21 protein-coding genes are annotated in these 22,812 nt (G+C 68.4%); 5 read left to right on the top strand and 16 right to left on the bottom strand.

Translation table 11 applies throughout. The features are described from left to right. Positions 1-68 precede the first annotated feature (68 nt). The 11 genes from C3E99_RS02075 to C3E99_RS02025 all read right to left on the bottom strand — a co-directional run bounded on the left by C3E99_RS02075 (position 69) and on the right by C3E99_RS02025 (position 11,337). Positions 69-1,181: an S-(hydroxymethyl)glutathione dehydrogenase/class III alcohol dehydrogenase gene (locus C3E99_RS02075; RefSeq protein ID WP_104959337.1), complete on the bottom strand. Its 1,113-nt coding sequence runs from the start codon at positions 1,179-1,181 to the stop codon at positions 69-71. A 209-nt stretch (positions 1,182-1,390) separates the two neighbouring features. Next, a complete protein-coding gene (locus C3E99_RS02070) occupies positions 1,391-1,660 on the bottom strand; it encodes a hypothetical protein (RefSeq protein WP_082797089.1) in 270 nt (89 codons plus the stop codon). 53 nt (positions 1,661-1,713) lie between these two features. After that, positions 1,714-3,093, bottom strand: a complete 1,380-nt coding sequence (locus C3E99_RS02065) for an L-serine ammonia-lyase (protein ID WP_076074130.1) — start codon at positions 3,091-3,093, stop codon at positions 1,714-1,716. A 116-nt stretch (positions 3,094-3,209) separates the two neighbouring features. After that, positions 3,210-3,827 carry a superoxide dismutase gene (locus tag C3E99_RS02060; RefSeq protein ID WP_104959336.1) on the bottom strand — a complete coding sequence of 206 codons (618 nt, stop codon included), beginning with the start codon at positions 3,825-3,827 and terminating at the stop codon, positions 3,210-3,212. A gap of 98 nt (positions 3,828-3,925) precedes the next feature. After that, positions 3,926-5,518 carry a cisplatin damage response ATP-dependent DNA ligase gene (locus C3E99_RS02055; RefSeq protein ID WP_076074127.1) on the bottom strand — a complete coding sequence of 531 codons (1,593 nt, stop codon included), beginning with the start codon at positions 5,516-5,518 and terminating at the stop codon, positions 3,926-3,928. Further along, positions 5,515-6,528, bottom strand: a complete 1,014-nt coding sequence (locus C3E99_RS02050; protein ID WP_076074125.1) for a ligase-associated DNA damage response exonuclease — start codon at positions 6,526-6,528, stop codon at positions 5,515-5,517. Before C3E99_RS02050 ends, C3E99_RS02055 begins: the two co-directional genes overlap by 4 nt. A gap of 13 nt (positions 6,529-6,541) precedes the next feature. Further along, entirely contained in the window at positions 6,542-7,168 is a 627-nt protein-coding gene (locus tag C3E99_RS02045; protein ID WP_067109225.1) for a UdgX family uracil-DNA binding protein, read from the bottom strand. A 132-nt stretch (positions 7,169-7,300) separates the two neighbouring features. Then, positions 7,301-8,104: an enoyl-CoA hydratase/isomerase family protein gene (locus C3E99_RS02040; protein ID WP_076074124.1), complete on the bottom strand. Its 804-nt coding sequence runs from the start codon at positions 8,102-8,104 to the stop codon at positions 7,301-7,303. Beyond that, positions 8,101-8,877, bottom strand: coding sequence for an SDR family NAD(P)-dependent oxidoreductase (locus C3E99_RS02035; RefSeq protein ID WP_076074122.1), 777 nt, complete (start codon positions 8,875-8,877; stop codon positions 8,101-8,103). Before C3E99_RS02035 ends, C3E99_RS02040 begins: the two co-directional genes overlap by 4 nt. Before the next feature lie 286 nt (positions 8,878-9,163). Next, positions 9,164-10,204, bottom strand: coding sequence for a rod shape-determining protein (locus tag C3E99_RS02030; protein WP_076074121.1), 1,041 nt, complete (start codon positions 10,202-10,204; stop codon positions 9,164-9,166). Positions 10,205-10,410: 206 nt separating this feature from the next. Next, positions 10,411-11,337: a 4-hydroxy-tetrahydrodipicolinate synthase family protein gene (locus C3E99_RS02025; RefSeq protein WP_076074119.1), complete on the bottom strand. Its 927-nt coding sequence runs from the start codon at positions 11,335-11,337 to the stop codon at positions 10,411-10,413. Positions 11,338-11,477: 140 nt separating this feature from the next. Here C3E99_RS02025 and C3E99_RS02020 point away from each other — a divergent pair, with 140 nt between their 5' ends. Next, on the top strand, positions 11,478-12,812 hold the full coding sequence (locus tag C3E99_RS02020; protein WP_076074118.1) for an amidohydrolase family protein: 1,335 nt from the start codon (positions 11,478-11,480) through the stop codon (positions 12,810-12,812). A gap of 81 nt (positions 12,813-12,893) precedes the next feature. Further along, positions 12,894-13,211, top strand: coding sequence for a hypothetical protein (locus tag C3E99_RS02015; RefSeq protein ID WP_104959335.1), 318 nt, complete (start codon positions 12,894-12,896; stop codon positions 13,209-13,211). 8 nt (positions 13,212-13,219) lie between these two features. Here C3E99_RS02015 and C3E99_RS02010 read toward each other — a convergent pair whose 3' ends face one another. From C3E99_RS02010 to C3E99_RS01990, 5 genes are read right to left on the bottom strand one after another with little or no spacing between them, the layout of a single operon-like run. After that, complete coding sequence (locus tag C3E99_RS02010; protein ID WP_076074115.1) at positions 13,220-14,476, bottom strand: amidohydrolase family protein; 1,257 nt, start codon at positions 14,474-14,476, stop codon at positions 13,220-13,222. Further along, positions 14,473-15,879, bottom strand: coding sequence for an amidohydrolase (locus C3E99_RS02005; RefSeq protein WP_104960283.1), 1,407 nt, complete (start codon positions 15,877-15,879; stop codon positions 14,473-14,475). Before C3E99_RS02005 ends, C3E99_RS02010 begins: the two co-directional genes overlap by 4 nt. An 11-nt stretch (positions 15,880-15,890) precedes the next feature. Continuing rightward, positions 15,891-16,613 (bottom strand): hypothetical protein, encoded by a 723-nt coding sequence (locus C3E99_RS02000; protein ID WP_067113779.1) that lies wholly within the window; start codon positions 16,611-16,613, stop codon positions 15,891-15,893. Continuing rightward, entirely contained in the window at positions 16,610-17,896 is a 1,287-nt protein-coding gene (locus tag C3E99_RS01995; protein WP_104959334.1) for an amidohydrolase family protein, read from the bottom strand. Before C3E99_RS01995 ends, C3E99_RS02000 begins: the two co-directional genes overlap by 4 nt. Then, the gene (locus C3E99_RS01990; RefSeq protein ID WP_076074109.1) at positions 17,893-19,287 is read right to left on the bottom strand and encodes an amidohydrolase; all 1,395 of its coding nucleotides are present in this window, start codon (positions 19,285-19,287) and stop codon (positions 17,893-17,895) included. Before C3E99_RS01990 ends, C3E99_RS01995 begins: the two co-directional genes overlap by 4 nt. Positions 19,288-19,446: 159 nt before the next feature. Between C3E99_RS01990 and C3E99_RS01985 the strand changes: the two genes are divergently transcribed. Genes C3E99_RS01985 through C3E99_RS01975 form a run of 3 tightly spaced genes read left to right on the top strand, consistent with a single transcriptional unit; the run spans position 19,447 to position 22,807 of the window. Then, positions 19,447-20,643, top strand: a complete 1,197-nt coding sequence (locus C3E99_RS01985) for an aminotransferase-like domain-containing protein (RefSeq protein WP_076074107.1) — start codon at positions 19,447-19,449, stop codon at positions 20,641-20,643. Then, a complete protein-coding gene (locus tag C3E99_RS01980; protein ID WP_104960282.1) occupies positions 20,643-21,761 on the top strand; it encodes an ABC transporter ATP-binding protein in 1,119 nt (372 codons plus the stop codon). Before C3E99_RS01985 ends, C3E99_RS01980 begins: the two co-directional genes overlap by 1 nt. Then, on the top strand, positions 21,758-22,807 hold the full coding sequence (locus C3E99_RS01975) for an ABC transporter substrate-binding protein (protein ID WP_076074102.1): 1,050 nt from the start codon (positions 21,758-21,760) through the stop codon (positions 22,805-22,807). The genes C3E99_RS01980 and C3E99_RS01975 overlap by 4 nt, the downstream gene beginning before the upstream one ends. Positions 22,808-22,812 lie beyond the last annotated feature (5 nt).

Genomic DNA, 22,812 nt, shown 5'->3' with positions numbered 1-22,812 from the left:
ATCGCACCGATGGGCATGGGTCCCCGCCTTCGCGGGGACACAACAGTTTTTTTGCTGCCCCTGGTGCTTTAATACACCACGACGCAGCGGATGCTTTCGCCCGCGTGCATCAGGTCGAAGCCCTTGTTGATCTCCTCCAGCGTCAGGACGTGGGTGATCATCGGATCGATCGCGATCTTGCCGTTCATGTACCAGTCAACGATCTTCGGCACGTCGGTGCGGCCCCTGGCGCCGCCGAAGGCCGTGCCCTTCCACACGCGGCCGGTGACGAGCTGGAACGGGCGTGTCGCGATTTCCTTGCCCGCCTCGGCGACGCCGATGACGATGCTCTCGCCCCAGCCGCGGTGGCAGCATTCGAGCGCGGTGCGCATCACCTCGGTATTGCCGGTGGCGTCGAAGCTGTAGTCGGCGCCGCCGTCGGTGGCCTCGACGACCTTCGCCACCGTCTCGTCGCGCGAAAGGCCCTTCGAGTTGATGAAGTGCGTCATGCCGAACTTGCGGCCCCATTCCTCGCGATCGGGGTTGATGTCGATGCCGATGATCTTGTCGGCACCGACCATCTTTGCACCCTGGATCACGTTGAGCCCGATGCCGCCGAGACCGAAGACGACGACATTCTCGCCCGCCTGCACCTTCGCGGTGTTGACGACCGCGCCGACGCCGGTGGTGACGCCGCAGCCGATGTAGCAGCTCGTCTGGAACGGCGCATCCTCGCGAATCTTCGCGACCGCGATCTCGGGCAGCACGGTGAAGTTGGAGAAGGTCGAGCAGCCCATATAATGGAAGATCGGCTGCCCCTTGTAGGAAAAGCGCGTCGTGCCGTCGGGCATCAGCCCCTTGCCCTGCGTCGCGCGGATCGCGGTGCACAGGTTGGTCTTGCCCGAAAGACAGCTTTTGCACTGGCGGCATTCGGGGGTGTAGAGCGGAATCACATGGTCGCCGGGCTTCACCGACGTCACGCCCGCGCCGACCTCTCGCACGATGCCCGCGCCTTCGTGGCCGAGCACCGACGGAAAGATGCCCTCGCTGTCGAAACCGTCGAGCGTATAGGCGTCGGTATGGCAGATGCCCGTCGCCATGATCTCCACCAGCACCTCGCCCGCCTTCGGGCCTTCGAGGTCGAGTTCGACGATTTCGAGCGGTTTCTTCGCTTCGAACGCGACGGCGGCGCGGGTTTTCATGGGGCGGTCTCCTTCTCGCAGGTCCCCATCACGCAATCACCGACGCAATGCAAGCGTCCGGCGGACCGTCAGGCGATTCGAGTCGCCCCCACCCTGCCTGCAGAAAGAGTCATCTGTCCGCGGCGCCGCCACCTGCAGCCGAAGATGCACATGCTGCGCGGGGAATTGCCGGGGCCGAAGCGGATTGACGTAGCTTAAAGAACGAGCAGCTACAGCTTTTGAGTAAGTGCCTTCAACCACTTACCGAAATAATATCCAACCAATGCACCAAGGCTTGGCCAAAGCGGACCGAAAAGATAATCCAGCCCGCTTGTTGAGCGGAGATCTGCTGGATGCCCGCTTTGCCACCATGCTACGTAAAACAACATCGCGACAGGGATAATTAACAAGATCGAACAGCCAACTCTTGGTCGCGCGAACGCCAACCCAACAGCAAGCCCGGCAACCATACCAAAAACGAGCATGAGTTCGATTGTCATAACAATCACCTTAACCTGCGAATCTACTTCCGCAATTGGTGATTATAGGTCGCTCAACACTCCACCACGCTGACTGCCAGCCCGCCCTTCGACGTTTCCTTGTATTTGTCGCGCATGTCGCGGCCGGTTTGCAGCATCGTCGCGATCACCGTGTCGAGGCTGACGACATGGGTGCCGTCGCCGATCATCGCGATGCGGCTGGCGTCGATGGCCTTGATGGCGCCCATCGCGTTGCGCTCGATGCAGGGGATCTGGACGAGGCCGCCGATCGGATCGCAGGTGAGACCGAGGTTGTGCTCCATGCCGATCTCGGCGGCGTTCTCGATCTGCGCGTTGGTGCCGCCGAGCGCGGCGGTCAGCCCCGCCGCCGCCATCGAGCAGGCGACGCCGACCTCTCCCTGGCAGCCGACCTCCGCGCCCGAGATGCTGGCGTTGCGCTTGTAGAGCGCGCCGATGGCCCCCGCCGTCAGCAGGAAGGTCCGCACCCCCGCCGCATCGCCGCGGCAGCCGCGCCGGTAATAGCGGATCACCGCCGGGATGATCCCCGCGGCGCCGTTGGTCGGCGCGGTGACGACGCGGCCGCCGGCGGCATTCTCCTCGTTCACCGCCATCGCCCACAGGTTGATCCAGTCCATCATCGCGAGCGGTTCGGACAGGTTCGCTTCGTGCCGCTCGCGGATGTCGGCGGCGATCTGCGGCGCGCGGCGCCGGACCTTGAGGCCGCCGGGCAGGATGCCGGTGCTCGCGCAGCCCGCGTCGATCGATGCATCCATCGCCGCCGCGATCGCGTCGAGCCCCGCTTCCACCTGCTCCGCGTCGCGGTGCACGAGTTCGTTGTCGAGCATCATCGCGGCGAAGCTCTTCCCCGACGCCGCGCCCATCGCCATCAGGTCGGCGCCCGAGGTGAAGGGAAAGGGCAGCTCGACCTCGTCCTCGGCACCGCGGCTGTTGCGTCCCGCCTCTTCCTCGTCGACGACGAAGCCGCCGCCGATCGAGAAATACATGCGCTTCGCCAGTATCTCGCCGTCCGCGTCGCGCGCGGTGAAGCTGAGCGCGTTGGTGTGGAAGGGTTGGCGCTGGCGCATCTGGAAATGCAGGTCGCGCTTCGGTTCGAAGCGCACCGGAACCCGCCCGAGCAGGTCGAGACGGCCTTCGCACTCGGCGCGCGCCCAGTGCGCCTGGATCGCGGCAAGGTCGGTCGTCGCGGGCACCTCCCCCGCCAGGCCCGCGACGAGCGCGGTATCGGAGGCGTGTCCCTTGCCGGTCAGCGCCAGCGAGCCATAGAGGTCGGCCTCGACATGCGCCGTGCGGTCCAGCAGGCCATGCGCATCGAGCCACTCGCCGAAGCGGCGGCCCGCGACCATCGGCCCGACGGTGTGCGAACTCGACGGACCGACGCCGATCTTGAACAGTTCGAAAAGGCTGATCGTCATGGCGGCGCTATAGGCCAAGCCCCGCGGGGACGATAGGGGTGCGCGGACCGGTCGCCGCCGGTCCGCGCCCCGTATCGCCCGTCGTCATCCGGCGCTTACCGGACGACGGGCCTTCGTCACGCCGCTGGGTAGGTCCAGGCGCCGTCGCGCGCCAGATTCTCGGCCGCGAAATCCCAGTTGAGCAGCTCGTCGACCACCGCGTTCACATAATCGGGGCGGACGTTCTTGCGGTCGATGTAATAGGCATGCTCCCACACGTCGATGACGAGCAGCGGCTTGGCGCCGCCGGTTGCCTCGGTCCCCGCGTCGTGCGTGTCGGTGACCGACAGCTTGCCGTCCTTGGCGACGAGCCAGGCCCAGCCCGAGGCGAAGTGGTTGACCGCGGTGTCCTTGAGTTTCTGCTTAAGTTCGTCGAGCGAGCCGAAATCGCGATCAATCGCTGCGGCGAGATCGCCCGCCGGCGCGGTCTTTACCGGAGCCAGGCTGTTCCAGTAGAACGCGTGGTTCCAAGATTGGGCAGAGTTGTTGAACAGCCCCTTGTTGCCGGTACTTTCGGCGTGGCGAACGATGTCCTCGAGGCTCTTGTCCGCAAGGTCGGTGCCCTCGATCGCGGCGTTGACCTTATCGACATAAGTCTTGTGATGCTTGCCATGATGCGTCGCGAGCGTGTCGGCCGAGATATGCGGCGCGAGGGCATCCTGCGCATAGGGCAGGGGCGGGAAGGCGATCGTCATGGCAGTCTCCATTTTTTGCTTGAACGGATAGGGTTTCTAACTCGGTATCGCGCTTAGCGCTTACAACCCTGCGAAGGCAAATTTTCCTGCCCGGCCAGTCATGTCGTCATCGCCTTCAGTGTCGCGATGCGGTCGGCCTCTTCCGCCGGTTTGTCGCGCCGGATGCGGGCGATGCGCGGGAAGCGCATCGCGAGCCCCGACTTGTGCCGCTTCGACGGATGGATCGAATCGAAGGCGACCTCCAGCACCAGCGTCTTTTCGACCTCGCGCACCGGGCCGAAGCGATCGGTGGTGTGGTCGCGCACGAACTGGTCGAGCCATTTCAGCTCCTGGTCGGTGAAGCCCGAATAGGCCTTGCCGACGGGCAGCAACTCGCCCGCGTCGGACCAGCACCCGAAAGTGTAGTCCGAATAGAAGCTGGCGCGCCGCCCGTTGCCGCGCTGCGCATACATCATCACGCAGTCGGCGGTTAGCGGATCGCGCTTCCACTTGTACCACAGCCCGGCGCGGCGACCGGCAACATAAGGCGCATCGCGCCGCTTGAGCATCACCCCCTCGATCGCCGCGTCGCGCGCGCCCGCGCGCAGTTCCGCCAGATGCGCGAAATCACGCGCCTCGATGACCTGCGACAGGTCGAAATGGCTGATCGCGAGCCGCGGCACGAACGCTTCCAGCTGCCGCCGCCGCTCGGTCCACGGCAGCAGGCGCAGGTCGTTGCCGTCAACGCCGAGCAGGTCGTAGACGCGCACGAAGGCGGGATAGTCGGCGAGCATCCGTTTCGTCACCGTCTTGCGCCCGAGCCGCTGCTGGAGCGCGTTGAAGCTGGCGGCGCCGCCCTCGACCCCGCCCTGCGCCTCGCCGCGTACCAGCAGTTCGCCGTCGATCACCGCATCTTGGTCGAAGGCGGCGAGCAGTTCCGGAAAGGCGGCGCCGATATCCTCGCCGCCGCGGCTGTAGAGGCGCGTCTCGCCACCGCCCGCGCTGCCGCCGCGCGCGATCTGGACGCGGATACCGTCCCATTTCCATTCGGCGGCAAAGGCGGCGAAATCGATCGCCTCGTCCTCGCCCAGCGGGTGCGCGAGCATGAAGGGGCGAAAGAAGGCGACGTCGGCGAGGTCGGGCCGGGCAGCGCGCCCCTCGCCCCACGCGAAGAGCGGCGCATAGGGCGGCGGGATCGCGTGCCACAATTCCTCGACGTCATCGACCGGCACATCGAACGCCTGCGCGAAGGCCTGCTTCGCGAGTCGCGCCGACACCCCGACCCGCATCCCGCCGAGCGCCAGCTTGAGCAGCGCATAGCGGCCGTCGGCGTCGAGCCGGTCGAGCAGTGAAGCAAGGACCGCGGGCGCATCGCTGCGCGTCGCGGCGGACAAGGCGTCGACGGCGGCGGAAACGCTGATATCGCCCTTTTTCCCTGAACCGTCCGGCCACAGCAGCGCCGCGGTCTCCGCCGTGTCGCCGACGAAATGGCGCGACAGGCGGAACAACTCCTCATCGATCCGCGTCGCGAGCAGCGCTCGGACCGTCCCCGCCTTCACCGCCGGGAAATCGAGCGCGTCGGTCAGCGCCGCGAGCGCCCAGCCGCGATCGGGATCAGGCGTGTGCCGAAGATAATCGACGATCAGCGCCAGCTTGCTGTTGCGCGAACGCGTGTAGACCAGCCGGTCGATCAGGGCCGCGAAGCGCTTCACGCCTCTTCCTCCAGATCGCGCCCGACGAGATGCAGCGCGCGCGCCCGGCGCTGCGTCAGCTCGCACCAGCGCAGCAGCCCTTTTTCGCTGCCGTGGGTGATCCAGCTTTCGCGCGGTTCGACCTCGGCGATCGTCGCGGTGAGTTCATCCCAGTCGGCATGGTCGGAGATAACGAGCGGCAGTTCGACCATGCGCGCCCGCGCGCGCTGGCGCACCCGCATCCAGCCCGAGGCCATCGCGGTGATCGGATCGGGCAGCCGCCGCGACCAGCGGTCGTGCAGGGCGGAGGGCGGCGCGAGCACGACCTGCCCCGCCATTTCCGCCTTCGCGGTCTCGCCGACCAGCCGCAGCTCGCCGAGCGCGACGCCATGGTCGGCGTAGAGCGCGCACATGCGTTCGAGCGCGCCGTGGATGAAGATCGGCGCATCCCATCCCGCGCGGCGCAGTTCGGCGATCACGCGCTGCGCCTTGCCCAGCGCATAGGCGCCGACGAGCACGCAGCGGTCAGGCTCGGCGCGCACCGCAGCGAGCAGCTTCGCAATTTCTCCGTCGGTCGGCGGATGGCGGAACACCGGGAGGCCGAAGGTCGCCTCGGTGATGAAGATATCGCAGGGGACGATTTCGAACGGCGCACAGGTCGGGTCGGCGCGGCGCTTGTAATCGCCGGTGACGACAATCCGCTCGCCGCGATATTCCATCGCGATCTGCGCGCTGCCGAGGACATGGCCGGCGGGGTGGAAGGAAAAGCGCACCCCGCCGCGTTCGAACCCGTCGCCGTAGGCGAAGGCGGCATTGCGGCTCGCCGCGGTATCGACGCCATAGCGCAGCGCCATGATCGCCAGCGTCTCCGGCGTCGCGAAAACCGCGTGATGGCCGCTGCGCGCATGGTCGGCATGGCCGTGCGTCACCGCTGCGCGCTCGACCGGGCGCGACGGGTCGATCCACAGATCGGCCGGCCGCACGTAGAGGCCATGCGGATGCGGTTCGAGCCAGGCCGCCGTGCGCGCCATCAGACCACCCCCGTCACGCCAGCAGCGTCCGCGCCCGGACGAGGTCGGCGACGAAGGCGGCGCGCTCCTGCGCCGCGCGCTCGCGATCGGGCATGCGAAGCAGGAAGGACGGATGGACCGTCGCGACCAGTCTTGCGCCTCCTTCCAGTTCCACCGCGTGCCCGCGCATCGACCGGATGCTCGCGCTCTTTCCCGTCACCCCGCGCAGCGCGGTGGCGCCCAGCGTGACGATGAGATCGGGCTGCACCAATGCGCGCTCCCTGTCGAGCCACCAGCGGCAGATGTCGACCTCTCCGGTGGTCGGGGTCTGGTGCAGCCGCCGCTTGCCGCGCGGCGTGAACTTGAAATGCTTGACCGCATTGGTGAGGAAAAGCCGCCGGCGGTCGAGCCCGGCCTCGTCCAGCGCGGCGTCGAGAAGCCGTCCCGCCGGGCCGACGAACGGCCGGCCCTGCCGGTCCTCCTGATCGCCCGGCTGTTCGCCGATCAGCATGATGCGCGCGCTCTTTGGCCCCTCGCCCGCCACGCCCTGCGTCGCGTGGCGATAGAGTGGGCAGCGCGTGCAGCGATCGACCGCCGCCGCCAGCGCGGATAGCGTTGCGGGAGCGTCGGAGGCATCGGCGGATGGCTGATCTTCGGGCACGCGGGTCGTTCCGTTTCCGTTCGGGTCGTTCCCGAAACGGCCGCCGCCCGCTTCCGTTCCTGTTCTGCTCGAATCCGGCTCGCCTTTCCGGGGCCGGGGCGCCCGAACGCCGTCCTTTCTTCCGAAGGCCCGCTATCGCTCGCGATATTCGGGCGGGCGCTTGTCGAGGAAAGCGGTGAGCGCTTCCTTGTAATCCTCGGTCGCCGACAGAATCACCTGCTGCCGGTCCTCGATCGCCATCGCCGCTTCCAGGCTCGGCGCGTCGATGTTGAGGTTCAGCGCCTGCTTGGACAGACGCAAGCCCCATGGGCTGGTCGCGAGCATCTCTTCGGCGAGCGCGAGCCCGCGGTCGAGCAGCTTGTCCTCGTCGACGATCTCGCTGATCAGCCCCGCCGCGAGCGCCCGCTCCGCGCCGACGAAGCGCCCGGTCAGGATCATCTCCGACGCGAGGCTCGCCCCGACGAGGCGCGGCAGGAAATAGCTCGACGCCATGTCGCAGCCGCCGAGCCCGATGCGGATGTAGGCGGCGTTGCAACGAAAACTGGGCGCGCCGTAGCGCACGTCCGACGCGAGCAGCAGCGACAGCCCCTCGCCCGCCGCGGCGCCGTGGCCGAGCGCGATGATCGGCTGCGGACAGGCGCGCATCCTGCGATAGATATTGCCGATATCGGTCTGGGTCCGCAGCGTGCGCAACACCGGCGTTTCGTCGCCGGCCCGGTCCTCCTGGATGTCGAGCCCGGCGCAGAAACCGCGACCGGCGCCGCGCAGCAGCACGACGCGCACATCCTTGCGTTCGGCGAGCCCGCCGAAATAGGCGTTCAGCGCCTCGACCAGCCCTTCGTTCAGCGCATTCAGCCGCTCGGGCCGGTTGAGCGTCGCGATCTCGACCGCGCCGCGCCGCTCGACGATCAGTTCGCGCTTCGCTTCGTCCGTCACAAGGTCTGCCCGTCGTCGACGGTGATGACGCTGCCGGTCACCCCCGCCGACGCGTCGGAGGCGAGGAAGAGCAGCGGCGCATGGAGGTCGCTGGCCGGGCGCAGCCGCTGGCGCGGGAAGCTGGCGACGAACTTGCGGCCCGCCTCGCTGCTGAACAGTTCGGCGGTCATCTCGGATTCGAAATAGCCGGGCTGGATGACGTTCACGTTGATCCCGCGCCGCGCCCATTCGCGCGCGAAGGCCTTGCCCATGTGGCGCGCCGCCGCCTTGGTCGCGCCATAGACCGAGGTCGCCGGGAACACCTTGTCGGCGGTGATCGAGCCGATGATGACGACGCGGCCGTGCTGCCGCTCGCGGCTGCCCGCGGCTTCGAGCCGCCGCGCGCCCTCGGTCACGGTCAGGAAGACGCCGCGGATATTGGCGGCGAGCAGGCCGTCGACCTCTTCGACCGCTAGCCCCAGTGCCACCTTCTCGGTCGCCACGCCGGCGTTGGCGATGATCGTATCGACGGTGCCGAACGCCGCCTCCGCGGCATCATAGGCGGCCTTCGTCGATGCCTCGTCGGTCACGTCGAGCGACACCGCGACCGCCTGCCCGCCCGCCGCCTCGATCGCGGCGACCTGTTCGGCGAGCCGGTCGGCGCGCCGCGCGGCCAGCACGACTTTCGCGCCCGCCGCGGCCAGCGCCCGCGCGAACCCGGCACCGAGCCCCGACGACGCCCCCGTCACCAGCGCGACGCGCCCCGAAAGATCGAATTGCGGTTCCTTGCTCATAGATGTCTCCCGTTCCGATGCAGCGACCGTTAGACAAGTTACCGTTTACGTCAACCGAGGGGAGCGTGGGGCGGCGGCGGGCGCCTCCCTTCCAAGCAAAGTCACGCGACGCATTTCAAACTGTGTCGCCATCGCGTGCATGCGCAGCTTGACAGCCGCCATTTGTTCTCTTAATGTTCTTTCCGTGCACAACCAACCTATTCCCCCGTCGCAGCCGCCAACGGTGGCGGGCGGGGGATGAGGGTTCGGCGGCCGAAAGGCTATTCCCATCGGCCCTGCGCGGCCGTCAGGCGGCCATCAATATACCGCGATAGCTTTGATCGTCGAAGGTCAGGCCCGCGCCCATCGCGACGCAGATCAGCGCGTCTTCCGCTACCCGGACGGGCAGGCCGGTCGCCTTGGCGATCGCCTGGTCCATGCGGCGCAGCAGCGCCCCGCCGCCGGTCAGCGTGATGCCTTCATCGATGATGTCGGCCGACAGTTCGGGGGGCGTGCGTTCGAGCGCCGCCTTCACCGCGCTGACGATCTGGCCGACGGGTTCGGCGAGCGCCTCCGCGATCTCCGCCTCGGACACCTGGACTTCGGACGGCCGGCCGGTGACGAGGTCGCGTCCCTTGACAGCCATGACGATGCCCTCGCCCTGCGGCGCGACGGCCGAGCCGATCGCGAGCTTGACGCGCTCGGCGGTCATTTCGCCGATCATCATGTTGTGCTTGCGGCGGATCGACGAGGCGATCATGTCGTCCATCTTGTCGCCGCCGATGCGCACCGAACTGCTGTGGGCGACGCCGCCGAGCGACAGCACCGCGACCTCCGTCGTGCCGCCGCCGATGTCGACGACCATCGTTCCGCGCGGTTCGGTCACGGGCAGCCCGGCGCCGATCGCCGCGGCCAGCGGTTCCTCGATCAGCTGGACGCTGACGGCGCCGGCGTTGGAGGCCGCGTCGCGGATCGCGCGGCGCTCGACATGCGTCGAGCAGGAGGGGACGCAGACGACGACATGGCTGCGGCGGCGCAGGCGGCTCGGCCCGCCGAGCGCCTTGTCGATGAAATGCTTGATCATCTGTTCGGCGACGTCGATGTCGGCGATCACCCCGTCGCGGAGCGGCCGGATCGCCTCGATATTGGCGGGCGTCTTGCCCATCATCGGCTTGGCGTCGTTGCCGACGACCTTGACGTGGCGAATCCCGTCGCGCGTTTCGAGCGCGATGACCGACGGTTCGTTGAGCACGATCCCCCGACCGCGAACGTAAATGACGGTGTTCACCGTCCCGAGGTCGATGGCGATGTCATGCGCGTGCGGCGCGAAGCGCTGGAATATGGTCATGAACGGGGACGAAACCTTTGATCCTTGTCGCGCCCGAATCAAGCGCCCCGCCCCCCGGCCCACGCTTGCCCAAGCAAGCCGTCCGCATGGGTAAAGGGCGAGGCCAGGTCAATAACCGTGCGAGCCGGACCGTGGGTTTCCCGCGCCTGACCGAAAATCCGGCCGTTCCCGGACGCTCCAGGGATCGCGCGAACGCCGCGCCCTGTTCACGACGTCCCAGTGGTATAGCCGTAGCGAGCCCCCATTCCGCTCGTGCGGATGAATTCCAGCCCCGTCTCGACCTGCGCCGGCGACAGACCGCGAAGCGGCCGGCGCAATTCGCCGACCGGCAACCCGCAGGCACGCATCAGCGACTTGATGGCGACCGGGTTGATCGCCGAGTAATGAAAATGCAGCAGCGGCAGCAGCTCCAGATAGCGCTCGCGAAAAGCGGCGGCATCGTCGGCACCCGTCCAGGGTTTCGAGATCGCCGCCATTTCGGCCGGAGCCAGATTGCCGCTCATGTTCGCGGTCCCGTGCCCGCCCAACGCCATCGTCGGCACGACCAGCCCGAGATTGGGGGAATCGCAGCACATCACCGAAACGTCGGGTGCGGCCGCCAATATCTGCGCCACCTGCCCGACGCGCCCCGTCGATTCCTTGTGCACGACGATATTGGGATGGCGGAAAAGCCGCAGCAGCTGGTCCCAATGAAGGTCGGTCTTCACGCGCGGCGGGTTGTTGTAGATGCCGAGCGGCAAGTCCGCCGCATCGGCGACGTCGAGATAGAATTGCTCGATATCGGTCTCCGGCGCGCAGATATAGGGAGGCGCGGCGATGATCGCGCCGTCGGCGCCGTTGGCGGCGGCAAAGCGCACATTGTCGATCACCTGCGCCGTCGAGGCTCCGGTGCAGCCGTAATAGAAGAGCATCCCCGGCGGCCGCATCTTCGCGGTCTCGACGATCACCCGCTGCTTTTCCTCGGGCGACAGCAGCGACGGTTCGCCGGTCGATCCCAGGAACAGCATCGCCGCGGTGCCGTGGCGATGCTGATGGTCGATCAGCGTCCGCCAGGCGCCGAAATCGATCTCTCCGCGGCTGTCGAACGGTGTGACGGTGGCGACGAACGATCCCTCGATCCGGCTCTTGGACATGCTGCTCCCCTGTTGCTGCCGCGCATGAACAGGATGGATGGCGACGCGAAATCCGCTATCGCGCTGGCGGATTCGGCGCACTCGTCGCTCCTATGCGATAGGGCGTTCGCGTCTTTGCCGAAGGGGTCGGGGGACATGCCATGCTGAAAGCCATTCAACGCATCGCGCGCGCGGGACTGGCGGGCGCCCTTCTGCTCTGCGCCGGCGCGACCGGATCGGCGCAGGATGGCGAAAAAACGGTCGTGCTTCGCGCCGCGCACCTGTTCGACGCGACGAGCGAACGACTGCGCAGCGATGCCGTCGTCGTCGTGCGGGCCGGCCGGATCGTCGCGGTGGGCGGCGATGCGGCGATTCCCGAAGGCGCCGAGGTCATCGACCTGGGCGACGCGACGCTGCTGCCGGGCTTCATCGACGTCCACTCGCACCTGACGCTCGAACCCGACGAGAATTACTATCGCAAGACGCTCAACGAGCTGATGCGCAACCCGACCGAAATGGCCTTCTATGCCGCCGCCAACGCGCGCCGGACGCTCGAGGCCGGTTTCACGGCGGTGCGCCATGTCGGCGGCCGCGAGTTCATCGATGTGGGACTCCGCAACGCGATCGCGGCGGACCTGACGCCGGGGCCCCGCATCCTAGCCGCCGGCAATGCGATCACCGCGACCGGCGGCAGCTGCGACCGGCCACCCTTTCCGGCGCAGCGCGTCGCGCCCCTGACCCCGCGCGAGGGCGTCTGCACCGGCGCCGACCAGTGCCGCGAGGCGGTGCGCGACCAGATCAAGTGGGGCGCCGACGCAATCAAGGTCTGCGCCTCCGGCGGCGTGCTGTCCTACGACCCCGTCGACGTGCCGCAGCTGACGCGCGAGGAGCTGGAGGCGGTGATCGGCGAGGCCCATAAATGGGGACGCAAGGTCGCCGCGCACTCGCACGGCGACGCGGCTTCGCGGCTGGCGGTCGAGGCAGGCATCGATTCGATCGAGCATGGCAGTTTCCTGTCCGAGGACACGCTGAAACTGATGCGCGCGAAAGGCGTGTATCTGGTTCCGACCTTCATGGCGCTCGACTGGGTCGAGAGCCACGCCGACGGCTATCCCCCCAATATTGCCGAAAAGGCGCACGTCGCCGCCGCCGCGCACGCGGACATGTTCCGCGCCGCGCTGCGCATCGGAGTCCCGATCGCGCTCGGGACCGACGCGACGGTCCGTCCCGATGGCCACGGCCGCAATGCGATGGAGTTCGCGCTGATGGTCGAGGCGGGAATGCGTCCCGGCGCGGCGCTGCTCGCGGGCACCAGCAATGCGGCGCGGCTGATCGGCCTCGAAGCCGAGATGGGCACGCTGACGCCCGGCAAATGGGCCGACATCGTCGCCGTCCCCGGCAACCCGCTCACCGACATCCGCACGACCGAGCGGCCGCTGTTCGTCATGCAGCGCGGCCGCGTGGTGCGACGCGACGGCATTTCGCTGCTCCGCTGACCCCCTCTTTGCCCGAAGCCCTTGCGCTATTCAGGGAGATTCCGATGCGCCGCCTGATCCCCGCGCCTGCGCAGCGAACCCATGGACGCCGCCCGGATCGCCGACCGCGCGACGTTCGTCGCCAACGGACTGTCGAGCCAGACCGAGCGCGCGGCGGGTCTCGCCAACTATCTCTCGACGCTGGTTGCCAGCGATGCGTCGCTCGACGTGCTCGCATCCGAAGTGTCCGCGAAGGCGCCGCCATCCCCCGAAGACATCGCCGCAACGGTCGCCGGACATATCCGGAGCGATCGGGCGACGCTGATCCTTGCCGGCGATTCGAAGCAGTGGATCGCGGCGCTGCGCGAGCGCTATCCGGCCGTGAAGCTGATCGACGTCGACGGCAAGCCGCTGCCCTGAGCCGAAGCTCAGGGCAAATAGCGGTCGCGCAGGTCTAGCGGCCGGGCGGTCAGCGGCTTTTCGAGCCCCTCGACGAAGATCAGGCGGGGCTGCGACAGCGGCTCGAGCGGATCGCCGCTCCACAATATCAGGTCGGCCGCGCGCCCGACGGCCAGCGACCCGATGCGGTCGGCGACCCCGAAAACGCGCGCCGGGTTGATGGTGATGGCGGCCACCGCGGCATCGTGCGGCAGGCCCCAGGCCACAGCGTTGCCGGCGCTGTAGCGCAGTTCGCGCGCGCGATGCGCGACGCCGCTGCCGGCCTTGAGGACGACGGCGACCCCGGCGGCGTGCAGCCGCGCGGCGTTGTCCATCGACGCGCCGACCTGCGAGAAGCTGTGCGGCAGATTGGCCAGCGGGTCGACGATGACCGGCACCTTCGCCGCCGCGATGGCATCGGCCACCCGCCAGCCCTCTTCGGCGCCGTCGAGGATGATGCGCAGTCCCTCCTCGCGGGCCAGCGCGATCATCTCGACGATGTCCGACGCACGATCGACCTTGACGATCAGCGGCATGCGGCCTTCCGCCACCGGCACCAGCGCTTCGAGGTCGATGCGCGACAGCGTCTGCGGCCGCCCTTCCCCACGGTCGTAGGCGGCGCGGTGACGCGCGAAATGGCGGACGTCGGCGAGCGTCGCGCGCAGCGCCACGATCGCCGATCCGCGCGCGCCGCCCGCGCGTTCGGCACCACCCTCCCCCATTTCGAGCACCATCGCCACGCGCGGCCGCGTGACCATGTCGGGGCGCTGCGCCAGATCGATCACCGCGGCCTGTCCCGAGAATTGCAGGTCGCGCCCGGACCGGTCGTCGTAGAGCGGCGTGGTGACCGCGTGCGTGATTCCCGCAAGCCGCGAGACCGGCAGCAGGATCGAATCGGGATTGAGCCCCAGCGAAATGTCGAAGCCGGCGCTGATCGTCCGGCTGTGCGTCGCGCGGTCGGCGCTCGCCGGCACCTGGCTGACCTCGACCGCGCCTAGGGTGCTGTCGGCCTGGATGAAGCCCGGCGTGACGACGCCGCTGCGTCCGTCGACGATGCGCGCATCGGGCGGGACCGCGACATTTGCGCCGATCGACGCGATGCGTCCGTCGCGGATCAGGACCGTCCCCTTCCCGATCGTCCCGGCCTCGGTCATCGTCAGCAGCGTCGCGTCGACGATGGCGATGGTTTCGGCGGCCGCGGGCGCCGCGAGAGCGAGCGCCGCGCAGGCGGCGAGGAAGCGGATCATGGCCTTTCTCCCGCTTGTCCGACCAGAAAGTCGGAATGGCGCCGATAGGTTGGATCGTCGCGATCGAAGACGAGACCGCCGTCGATCCAGACCTTGTCGGCGCGCGCATAGATACTGAAGGGATCGGCGCTCCACAGCACGACGTCGGCATTCTTGCCCGGTTCGAGCGTGCCGACCCGGTCGGCGATGCCGAGTGCCCGGGCCGGGTTGGCGGTGAACCAGCGGATCGCCCGGGCCTTTTCGATCTTCAGCCCGGCGCGCCAGGCAGCCGACAGCGCCACCGCCGCCTCCTGATTCAAGCGCTGGATCAGGACCGGGTCGTCGGAATGGATGATCGCGCAGCCGCCCGCCGCCTCGACGAGCGCGGCATTCTCCTCGATCGCGTCGAACACCTCCATCTTGTAGCCCCACCAGTTGGCCCAGGTGGCGACGCAGATGTCCTCCTTCACCAGCAGGGGCGCGATCTTGTACGCCTCGTTCGCGTGATGGAAGGCGCGGATGCGAAAGCCGAATTCGTGCGCGATGTCGATCATGTTCGCCATCTCGTCGGAACGGTAGCAATGGTTCTGGACGAATATCTCGCCCTTCAGCACCCCGGCGAGCGTTTCGAGCTGCAGGTCGCGCTTCGGCGGCTCGCCGGTGCGGTCGCCGCTTTCCCACCGGTCCCATTTGCGCGCATAGTCGGCGGCGTCGATCCACGCCTTGCGATAGCCCGCGACATTACCCATCCGCGTCGCCGGCGACCGGCCGCGCGCGCCATAGACGCGCTTGGGATTCTCGCCGCAGGCGATCTTGATGCCATAGGGGGCATCGGGAAATTTCATGCCCTGGACGGTGGCCGACGGCACGTTCTTGAGCGTGACGGTGCGGCCGCCGAACAGGTTCGCGGAGCCCGGAAGCACCATCAGCGTCGTCACGCCCGCCTCGCGCGCCGTGTCGAAACCGGGGTCCTGCGGCCAGATCGAATGTTCGACCCACATCTGCGCCGTATTGGGGTCGGTCATCTCGTTGACGTCGTTGAGCGCGCCGACGCTGTCGGGCTGCGACCAGGCGCCGAGATGCGAATGGGCGTCGATCACCCCCGGCGTCACCCACTTGCCGCGCGCGTCGATCGCCCGATAGCCCGCCGGAACCGGCAGCCCGGCGCCGACCGCGGCAATCTTTCCATTCTCCATCAGCACCGTGCCGTTGGCGATCTCCTCCCCCGTCGCGGTGAGCACGGTGGCGCCGACCAGAGCGACCGGCCGGGTTGCCGGCGGACGATAGGTGCTCGGGAAAGGGGCCGAATGGACGGTAGGCGCAGCCGGCCCGGCGGATGCCGCCTGCGGCCCCGCCCCACCCGACGCGGCGCAGCCGGCGAGCGCGAAGGCCGCCGCCGCGACGAGGAGCGGACGCGCTGCCATCGCGTGCCCCATCACGGCGTGTTGGGGGCGACGGACCGGATGAGGGCGCCCTTTTCGTCGAGGAAGTCGATCGACGCCTTGCCGTCGGACGTCACCTGCATCCGGATGCGCGGCCGCCCCATCGCGTCGCTGAGCATCACCGCCGAATCGCGATCGCGCGTCTTGCCGACATAGAGGCGCTGGCGCCCGAAACTGCCCTCTGCCTGCACCTTCTCCAGCAGCGCGGTGCGTTCCGGACCGTCGGGCATCTTCGAGATGCGTTCGGCGAGATCGAAGTCGAGCGGCTGATCGGGCCGGTCGTTGATGATCATCCCCGCCCAGCGCCGCCCGTCATATTCGCTCTGGGTCAGCTGGATCACCTGATCCTGCTCATATTGGTCGAAGCTGAGATGCCCGCCGCCCGACACCTTGCCGTCGGGACCGGTCTTGCCCGCAAAGGTCAGGCCGCCGTTTTCGGACCCTTCCTCATTGTAGAAGATGATCCCGGCGCCGCGATTGCCGGCGGGATGCGGACGTTCCTTGCCGTGCATGATGATGCCCGGCGCGTGGCTGCTGTTCGACACGATCATGCGGATCGTCCCGTCGTCCTCTCGCACGTTGATCCGCTTGACGTCGATCTCTTCGAACGCCGCCTTGCCCGGCCGCGTGTCGGCCCCCGCCTCGCTCACCACCGCGAACGCGAAGGCCGCGGTCAATATACCCGAATACAGCAAAAGCAGCTTGTTCACGTTCATGGGATTTCTCCTTCGGCGGAAGACCGGACGGTCGGAAGATAGCGGTCGCGCAATTCGGTGGCGCGCGACGTCATGGGCTGGCGGGCGCCGCGGATCAGCACGGCGACGGGCCGCGTCAGCGTGTCGAGCGGATCGCCGTCCCAGACGACGACGTCGCCGTCCTTGCCCGATTCGAGCGAGCCGACGCGGTCGGCGAGCCCGAAGATGCGCGCCGGATTGATCGTGATCGCGGCCAGTCCGGCGCGCCAGTCGAGGCCGCTGGCGACCGCGTTGCCGGCATTGTAGCGCAATTCGCGCTCCCGATGATTGCCATTGCCTTCGATCGCGACCAGCACGCCGGCTTCGGCGAGACGGCGAGCGTTGGCGAGCGTCGCGCCGAGCGCTTCGAACGACGCCGGGCTGTTCTGGACCGGAGTGACGAGGACCGGGACGCCCGCCGCGGCGATCTCGCCCGCCACGCGCCAGCCCTCGGCGACGCCCTCGAGGATCAGCTTCACGCCTTCGGCGCGGGCCATCGCAAGCGCGTCGCGGATGTCGGAGGCGCGGTTGACGGTGACGAGCAGCGGCATCCGGCCGTCGACGACGGGGATCAACGCCTCCATATCGGCGCGCGACAGCATGTAGGCGCGCGTTTCGCCGCGGTCATAGGCGGCGCGGCGCGCCTTGAAATCGCGCACCTCCGCAAAGAGCGCGTGCAGCAGGGCCAACTCTCCACCGCGTGCGCCGCCCGTTCGCTCGGCGCCGCCCTCGCCCATTTCGAGCACCATCGCGACCCCGCGCCGCATCAGCATCGGGCGGCCGTCGAGCACGACCGCCGCCGCCTGCCCGGCGAACGGCAGTTCGCGGTCCCCCTTGTCGTCATAGGCGGGGGTGGCGATCGCACGGGTGATGCCGCCCAGCCGCGCGACGGGCACGAGCAGCGAATCGGGATTGAGCCCATAGCCGGCGTCGAACGCGGCGCTGAGGTCGCGCTTGTGGGTGGCGCGATCGTCGGCGGCGGCGACCATCCGCACCTCGACGAGGCCGAGCGCCGTCCCCGCCGCGACCAGCCCCGGCGTCACGACCTTGCCGCGCGCGTCGATGACCGTCGCATCGGGCGGCACCGCGACGCCCGCGCCGACCGCGACGATACGGCCGTCGGCGATGACCACCGTCCCGTCGGCGATGTCGCCCGCGGGCCCCATGGTGACGACACGGCCGCCGGTGATCGCGACGGTTTCCGCCGCGGCCGGGCCGGTGCAGGCCAGCGCCAGCGCCAGCAGGAAAAGGCCGAGGCGGGTCATCGCGCGAAATCCTGACCGGGCTGGCCGAGCAGGAAGTCCGACGGCAAGCGATAACGCGGATCGCCGCGATCCCACATCGGCACGCCGTCGATCCAGACCCGGTCGGCGAGCGCGTAGACGCTGAACGGATTGGCGCTCCACAGCACGACGTCGGCCATCTTGCCGGGTTCGAGCGAGCCGACCCGGTCGGCGATGCCGAGCGCCCTGGCCGGGTTGGAGGTGATCCACCGGATCGCCTCGCCGCGGGTGATCGACAGGCCGGCATGGTTGGCCGCGGTCATCGCGATTCCCGCCTCCTGATTGAGCCGCTGGATCAGCAGACCGTCATCCGAGTGGATGATCGCGCAGCCGCCCGCGGCGTCGATCATCGGCGCATTTTCCTCTATCCCGTCGAGCGATTCCATCTTCGCGCCCCAGCTGTTGGCCCAGGTGGCGACGCAGATGTCCTCCTTCACCAGCAAGGGTATGATCTTGTAGGCCTCGTTCGCGTGATGGAAGGCGCGGATGCGAAAGCCGAATTCGTGCGCAACGTCGATCATCACCGCCATCTCGTCGGCGCGGTAGCAGTGGTTCTGGACCAGGATTTCGCCCTTCAGCACCCCGGCGAGCGTTTCGAGCTGCAAATCGCGCTTCGGCGGTTCGCCGGTGCGGCCGCCGCTTTCCCACCGGTCCCATTTGCGCGCATAATCCGCAGCGTCGATCCATGCCTTGCGATAGCCCGCGACATTGCCCATCCGCGTCGCCGGCGACCGGCCGCGCGCGCCATAGACGCGCTTCGGATTCTCGCCGCACGCCATCTTCAATCCATAGGGAGCGCCGGGGAATTTCATGCCCTGCGCCGTCACCGCGGGAACATTCCTGAGCGTCACGGAGCGCCCGCCGAACAGGTTCGCGGAGCCCGGAAGCACCATCAGCGTCGTCACCCCGCCGGCGCGCGCGAGACGGAATTTCGGATCCTGCGGCCAGACCGAATGTTCGGCCCACACCTCCGCGGTGTTCGGAGCGACGGCTTCGTTGCCGTCCTGATGCGACGGCGTGGCCGGCGAAGGATAGACGCCGAGATGCGAATGCGCGTCGATGATTCCCGGAGTCACCCATTTGCCGCGACCGTCGATGCGCGCGTAGCCGTCGGGAACGGAAAGGTTCGCGCCCACCGCCTCGACCCGGCCGTCGCGCATCAGCAGCGTCGCATCGGCGATCTCGGCGCCCGTTCCGGTCAGCAGCGTCGCGCCGACGATGGCGGTCGGCGCCGCGGCGGCCGGCCGATAGGTGCTGGGAAAGGGTCCTTCGGCGGCCGGATCGGCGGCAATGGCGCCACCGGCGGCAAGCGCGAGCGCGGCCCATAAGGCGCCGACGGCCCGTCCTCCCCTATATCGCAGACGTCGTCGCATTCTTCCCCCTCCCGACCAGCACGAGCGATGGCGCGCGCAAATCCGCCACTCGCTTTTTGGTGGTCGGATGATGGCGGATTCGTCGGCCCGAACCATCGTTCCGGGCAGGGTGAGCCGCTTCGCAAACGGGCGCGGCGCAGAAGAGGGGCACAGGATTTGTTGAGTGATGATCGTCTGGCACGCCGGGCAAGACCCCTGTCGACGCGCTTTCCGGCCCCGCATTTTCCATCCGAGTTCGACGAGGGGACGATCTTCTTCGATTCGGGTTTCGCCGCGCCGCAACTGCTGCCCGACCTGACGCCCTATGCGGAGGCGGCCCTCGGCGCGCATCGCGAGGAGGTGCTGCAATATGCATCGGGCCGCGGCCAGCCCTATATGCGCGCGTGGCTGGCGGAGTGGATGAATGCCAATGGCTGCGACCTGACCGCCGACCACATCCTGGTCACCAACGGCGCGAAGCAGGGGATCGACCTCGTCTGCCGGCTGCTGCTCGACGAAGGCGACGCGATCGTGGTGACCGCGCCGACCTATTTCACCGCGGTGCCGATCTTCCGCAATTTCGGCGTCGAGTTCATCGAGGTTGGGCAGGATGCGGCGGGCCTCGACGTCGCGGCGCTTGCCGCCGCGCTCGATCGCCGCGCCGCCGCCGGCCGGGCGGCGCCGAAGCTGATCTACAACGTCCCCGAATTCCACAATCCGACCGGCACGACGATGCCCGACGCGCGCCGCGCCGCGCTGGTCGCGCTCGCGGAGGAGCGCGGCATCGCGATCATCGAGGACAGCCCCTATCGCCGCGTGCGCTTCGAAGGCGCGGACCAGGCGCCGCTCAAGGCGCTCGACCGGTCGGGATCGATCTTTCACCTCGGCAGCTTTTCCAAGCTGGTCGCCCCCGGACTGCGCATCGGCTGGGTCGCCGCCGAGCCCGCGCTGATCGCGCGGATGATCGCGCTCAAATCGGAAGGCGGTTCTTCGCCGCTGATCCAGAGGATCATTCATGGGTTTGCGAGTTCCCCTGCCTTTCCCGCGCATATCGCGCGCGTGCAGGCGGCCTATCGGGAACGCCGCGACGCCATGATGACGGCGCTGGCGCGCGAACTGCCCACCGCCCGCGTCGCGGCGCCCGAAGGCGGCTATTACGTCTGGGTGACGCTGCCCGACGAGGCCGACGGCGACCAGCTCGCGGCGCGCGCGGCCGAAGCGGGCGTGCACCTGATCGCCGGAAGCCGCTTCTTCGCGTCGCAAGGCGCGGGCGTCCCGCGCAATCACGTCCGGCTGGCTTACAGCTATGCCACGCCGACGCAGATCGAAGAGGGCGTGCGGCGACTGGGCGCCGTCTATCGATCGATGACATGCTGATGGCGGCATCCGCCTCGCCCCTGGTCGAGTTCCGCGGCGTCGAGAAACGCTATGCGGCTGGCGCCGCTGCCGCGGTGGCCGGGCTCGACCTGGCGGTCGAGCGGGGCGAATTCCTGACCCTGCTCGGCCCCTCGGGCTCGGGCAAGACGACGACGCTGATGATGCTCGCAGGGTTCGAGACGCCGAGCGAGGGCGACATATATCTCGATGGCCGCTCGCTTGCCGACCGGCCGCCGCACAAGCGCAACATGGGCGTCGTCTTTCAGAATTACGCATTGTTCCCGCACATGAGCGTCGCCGGGAATATCGCCTTTCCCCTGCGCGTCCGCGGCATTCGCGGCGCCGATGCGGCGGCGAAGGTCGAAGCGGCGCTGGCGCTGGTCCGGCTCGAAGGCCTTGGCGACCGACGGCCCGACGCATTGTCGGGCGGCCAGCGGCAGCGCGTCGCGCTGGCGCGCGCACTGGTCTTCGAACCCGACCTGGTGCTGATGGACGAACCGCTGGGCGCGCTCGACCGCCAGCTCCGCGAACATCTGCAGATCGAGATCAAGCGCATCCAGCGCGCGCTCGGCCTCACCATCCTCTATGTCACCCACGACCAGAGCGAGGCGCTGACGCTGTCCGACCGCATCGCGGTGTTCGCCGACGGACGGGTGCAGCAACTCGGCCCGCCCGATACGATATACGAACGGCCCGCCAATGCCTTCGTCGCCGGTTTCATGGGCGAAAACAACCGCCTCGCCGCCACGGTGATCACGCAGCAGGGCGACCGGTGCGCGATCCGGCTGGCGGGCGGCCAGATCGTGCGGGCGACCGCGGCCGCCACCTTCACCCCCGGCACCGCCGTCGTCGCGGCGATCCGGCCCGAACATATCGAGATGGGCGAGCAGCCGCTCCCCTGCTGCAACGCGCTCGACGGACGCGTCGACCAGCTTGTCTATCACGGCGATCACCGTCGCATCCATGTCGGCCTCGACGGCGGCGGATCGCTGATCGCACGGGTTTCCGCCGACCGGGACGTGAAACCGGGGGACCGGCTGGCGATCGGCTGGTGCACCGACCGCTGCTTCGTCTTTCCGGCGGCGGATGGCTCGAATCCGGGGGGAGAGGGATCATGACATTCCGGCTGAGAGCGCTCGGCGCGCTGGCAGTGCTTACGCTCGGCGCCTGCGGATCGGGGTCCGACCTTCGCCCGCTGACCGTGGTCGGCTGGGGCGGCTCCTCGCAGGACGCGCACCGGCAGGCCTATTGGTCGTCCTTCTCGCAGGCGACCGGCATCCCGCTGCGCGAGGACAGCTGGCGCGGCGGCGTCGGCGTGATCCGCACCAAGGTGACCGGCGGCGACACGAGCTGGGACATCGTCCAGGTCGAGACCGAGGATCTGATCCTCGGCTGCGAGGAAGGCTTGTTCCAGCGGCTCGACTGGGCCGCGCTCGGCGGACGCGACGCCTTCCTTCCCGCGGCGGTGCACGACTGCGGCGTGGGCGCGATGCTGTGGTCCTATGTGATCGGCTATGACGGCGACCGCATCCGCGGGGCCGGTCCGCAAAGCTGGGCCGATTTCTGGGACGTCAGGCGCTTCCCCGGCAAGCGCGGCATGCGCAAGACCCCCAAATATTCGCTGGAGTTCGCCCTGATGGCGGACGGCGTACCGCCCGACCAGGTCTATCCGACGCTCCGCACGCCGGCGGGGGTCGATCGCGCCTTCCGCAAGCTCGACGAAATCAAGCCGCATGTCGTCTGGTGGTCGTCGATCTCGCAGGTTCCCGACCTGCTGGGGTCGGGCGAAGTGGTGATGTCGGTGACCAGCCCCGGCCGGCTGGTCGTCGCCAACCGCACCGAAGGCCGCCATTTCAAGCTGAACTGGCACGGCAACATCTATGCCGTCGATTATTGGGTCATCCTGGCCAACAGCCCGCGCAAGGCCGAGGCCGCCCAGTTGCTGCGCTACATGACGCGGCCCGAAAGTCAGATGCGGCTGGCACGCTTCATCCCGACCGGCCTCACCAACATCGAGGCGAACCGCGAGGTCGGCCCGGAGTTGAAGCGCGATACGCCGAGCGACCCCGCGAACATGGTCGGCGCGCTCGAACTCAACGCCGATTTCTGGGTCGAGTACGGCGACCAGCTCACCCAGCGGTTCAACGCCTGGGTCGCGCGCTGATCCGC

The organism is Sphingopyxis sp. MG (assembly GCF_002953155.1).
Taxonomy (GTDB): Bacteria; Pseudomonadota; Alphaproteobacteria; order Sphingomonadales; family Sphingomonadaceae; genus Sphingopyxis; species Sphingopyxis granuli.
Note: the sequence above shows the minus strand (reverse complement) of the source record. Positions and strands in the feature narration are given on the sequence as shown.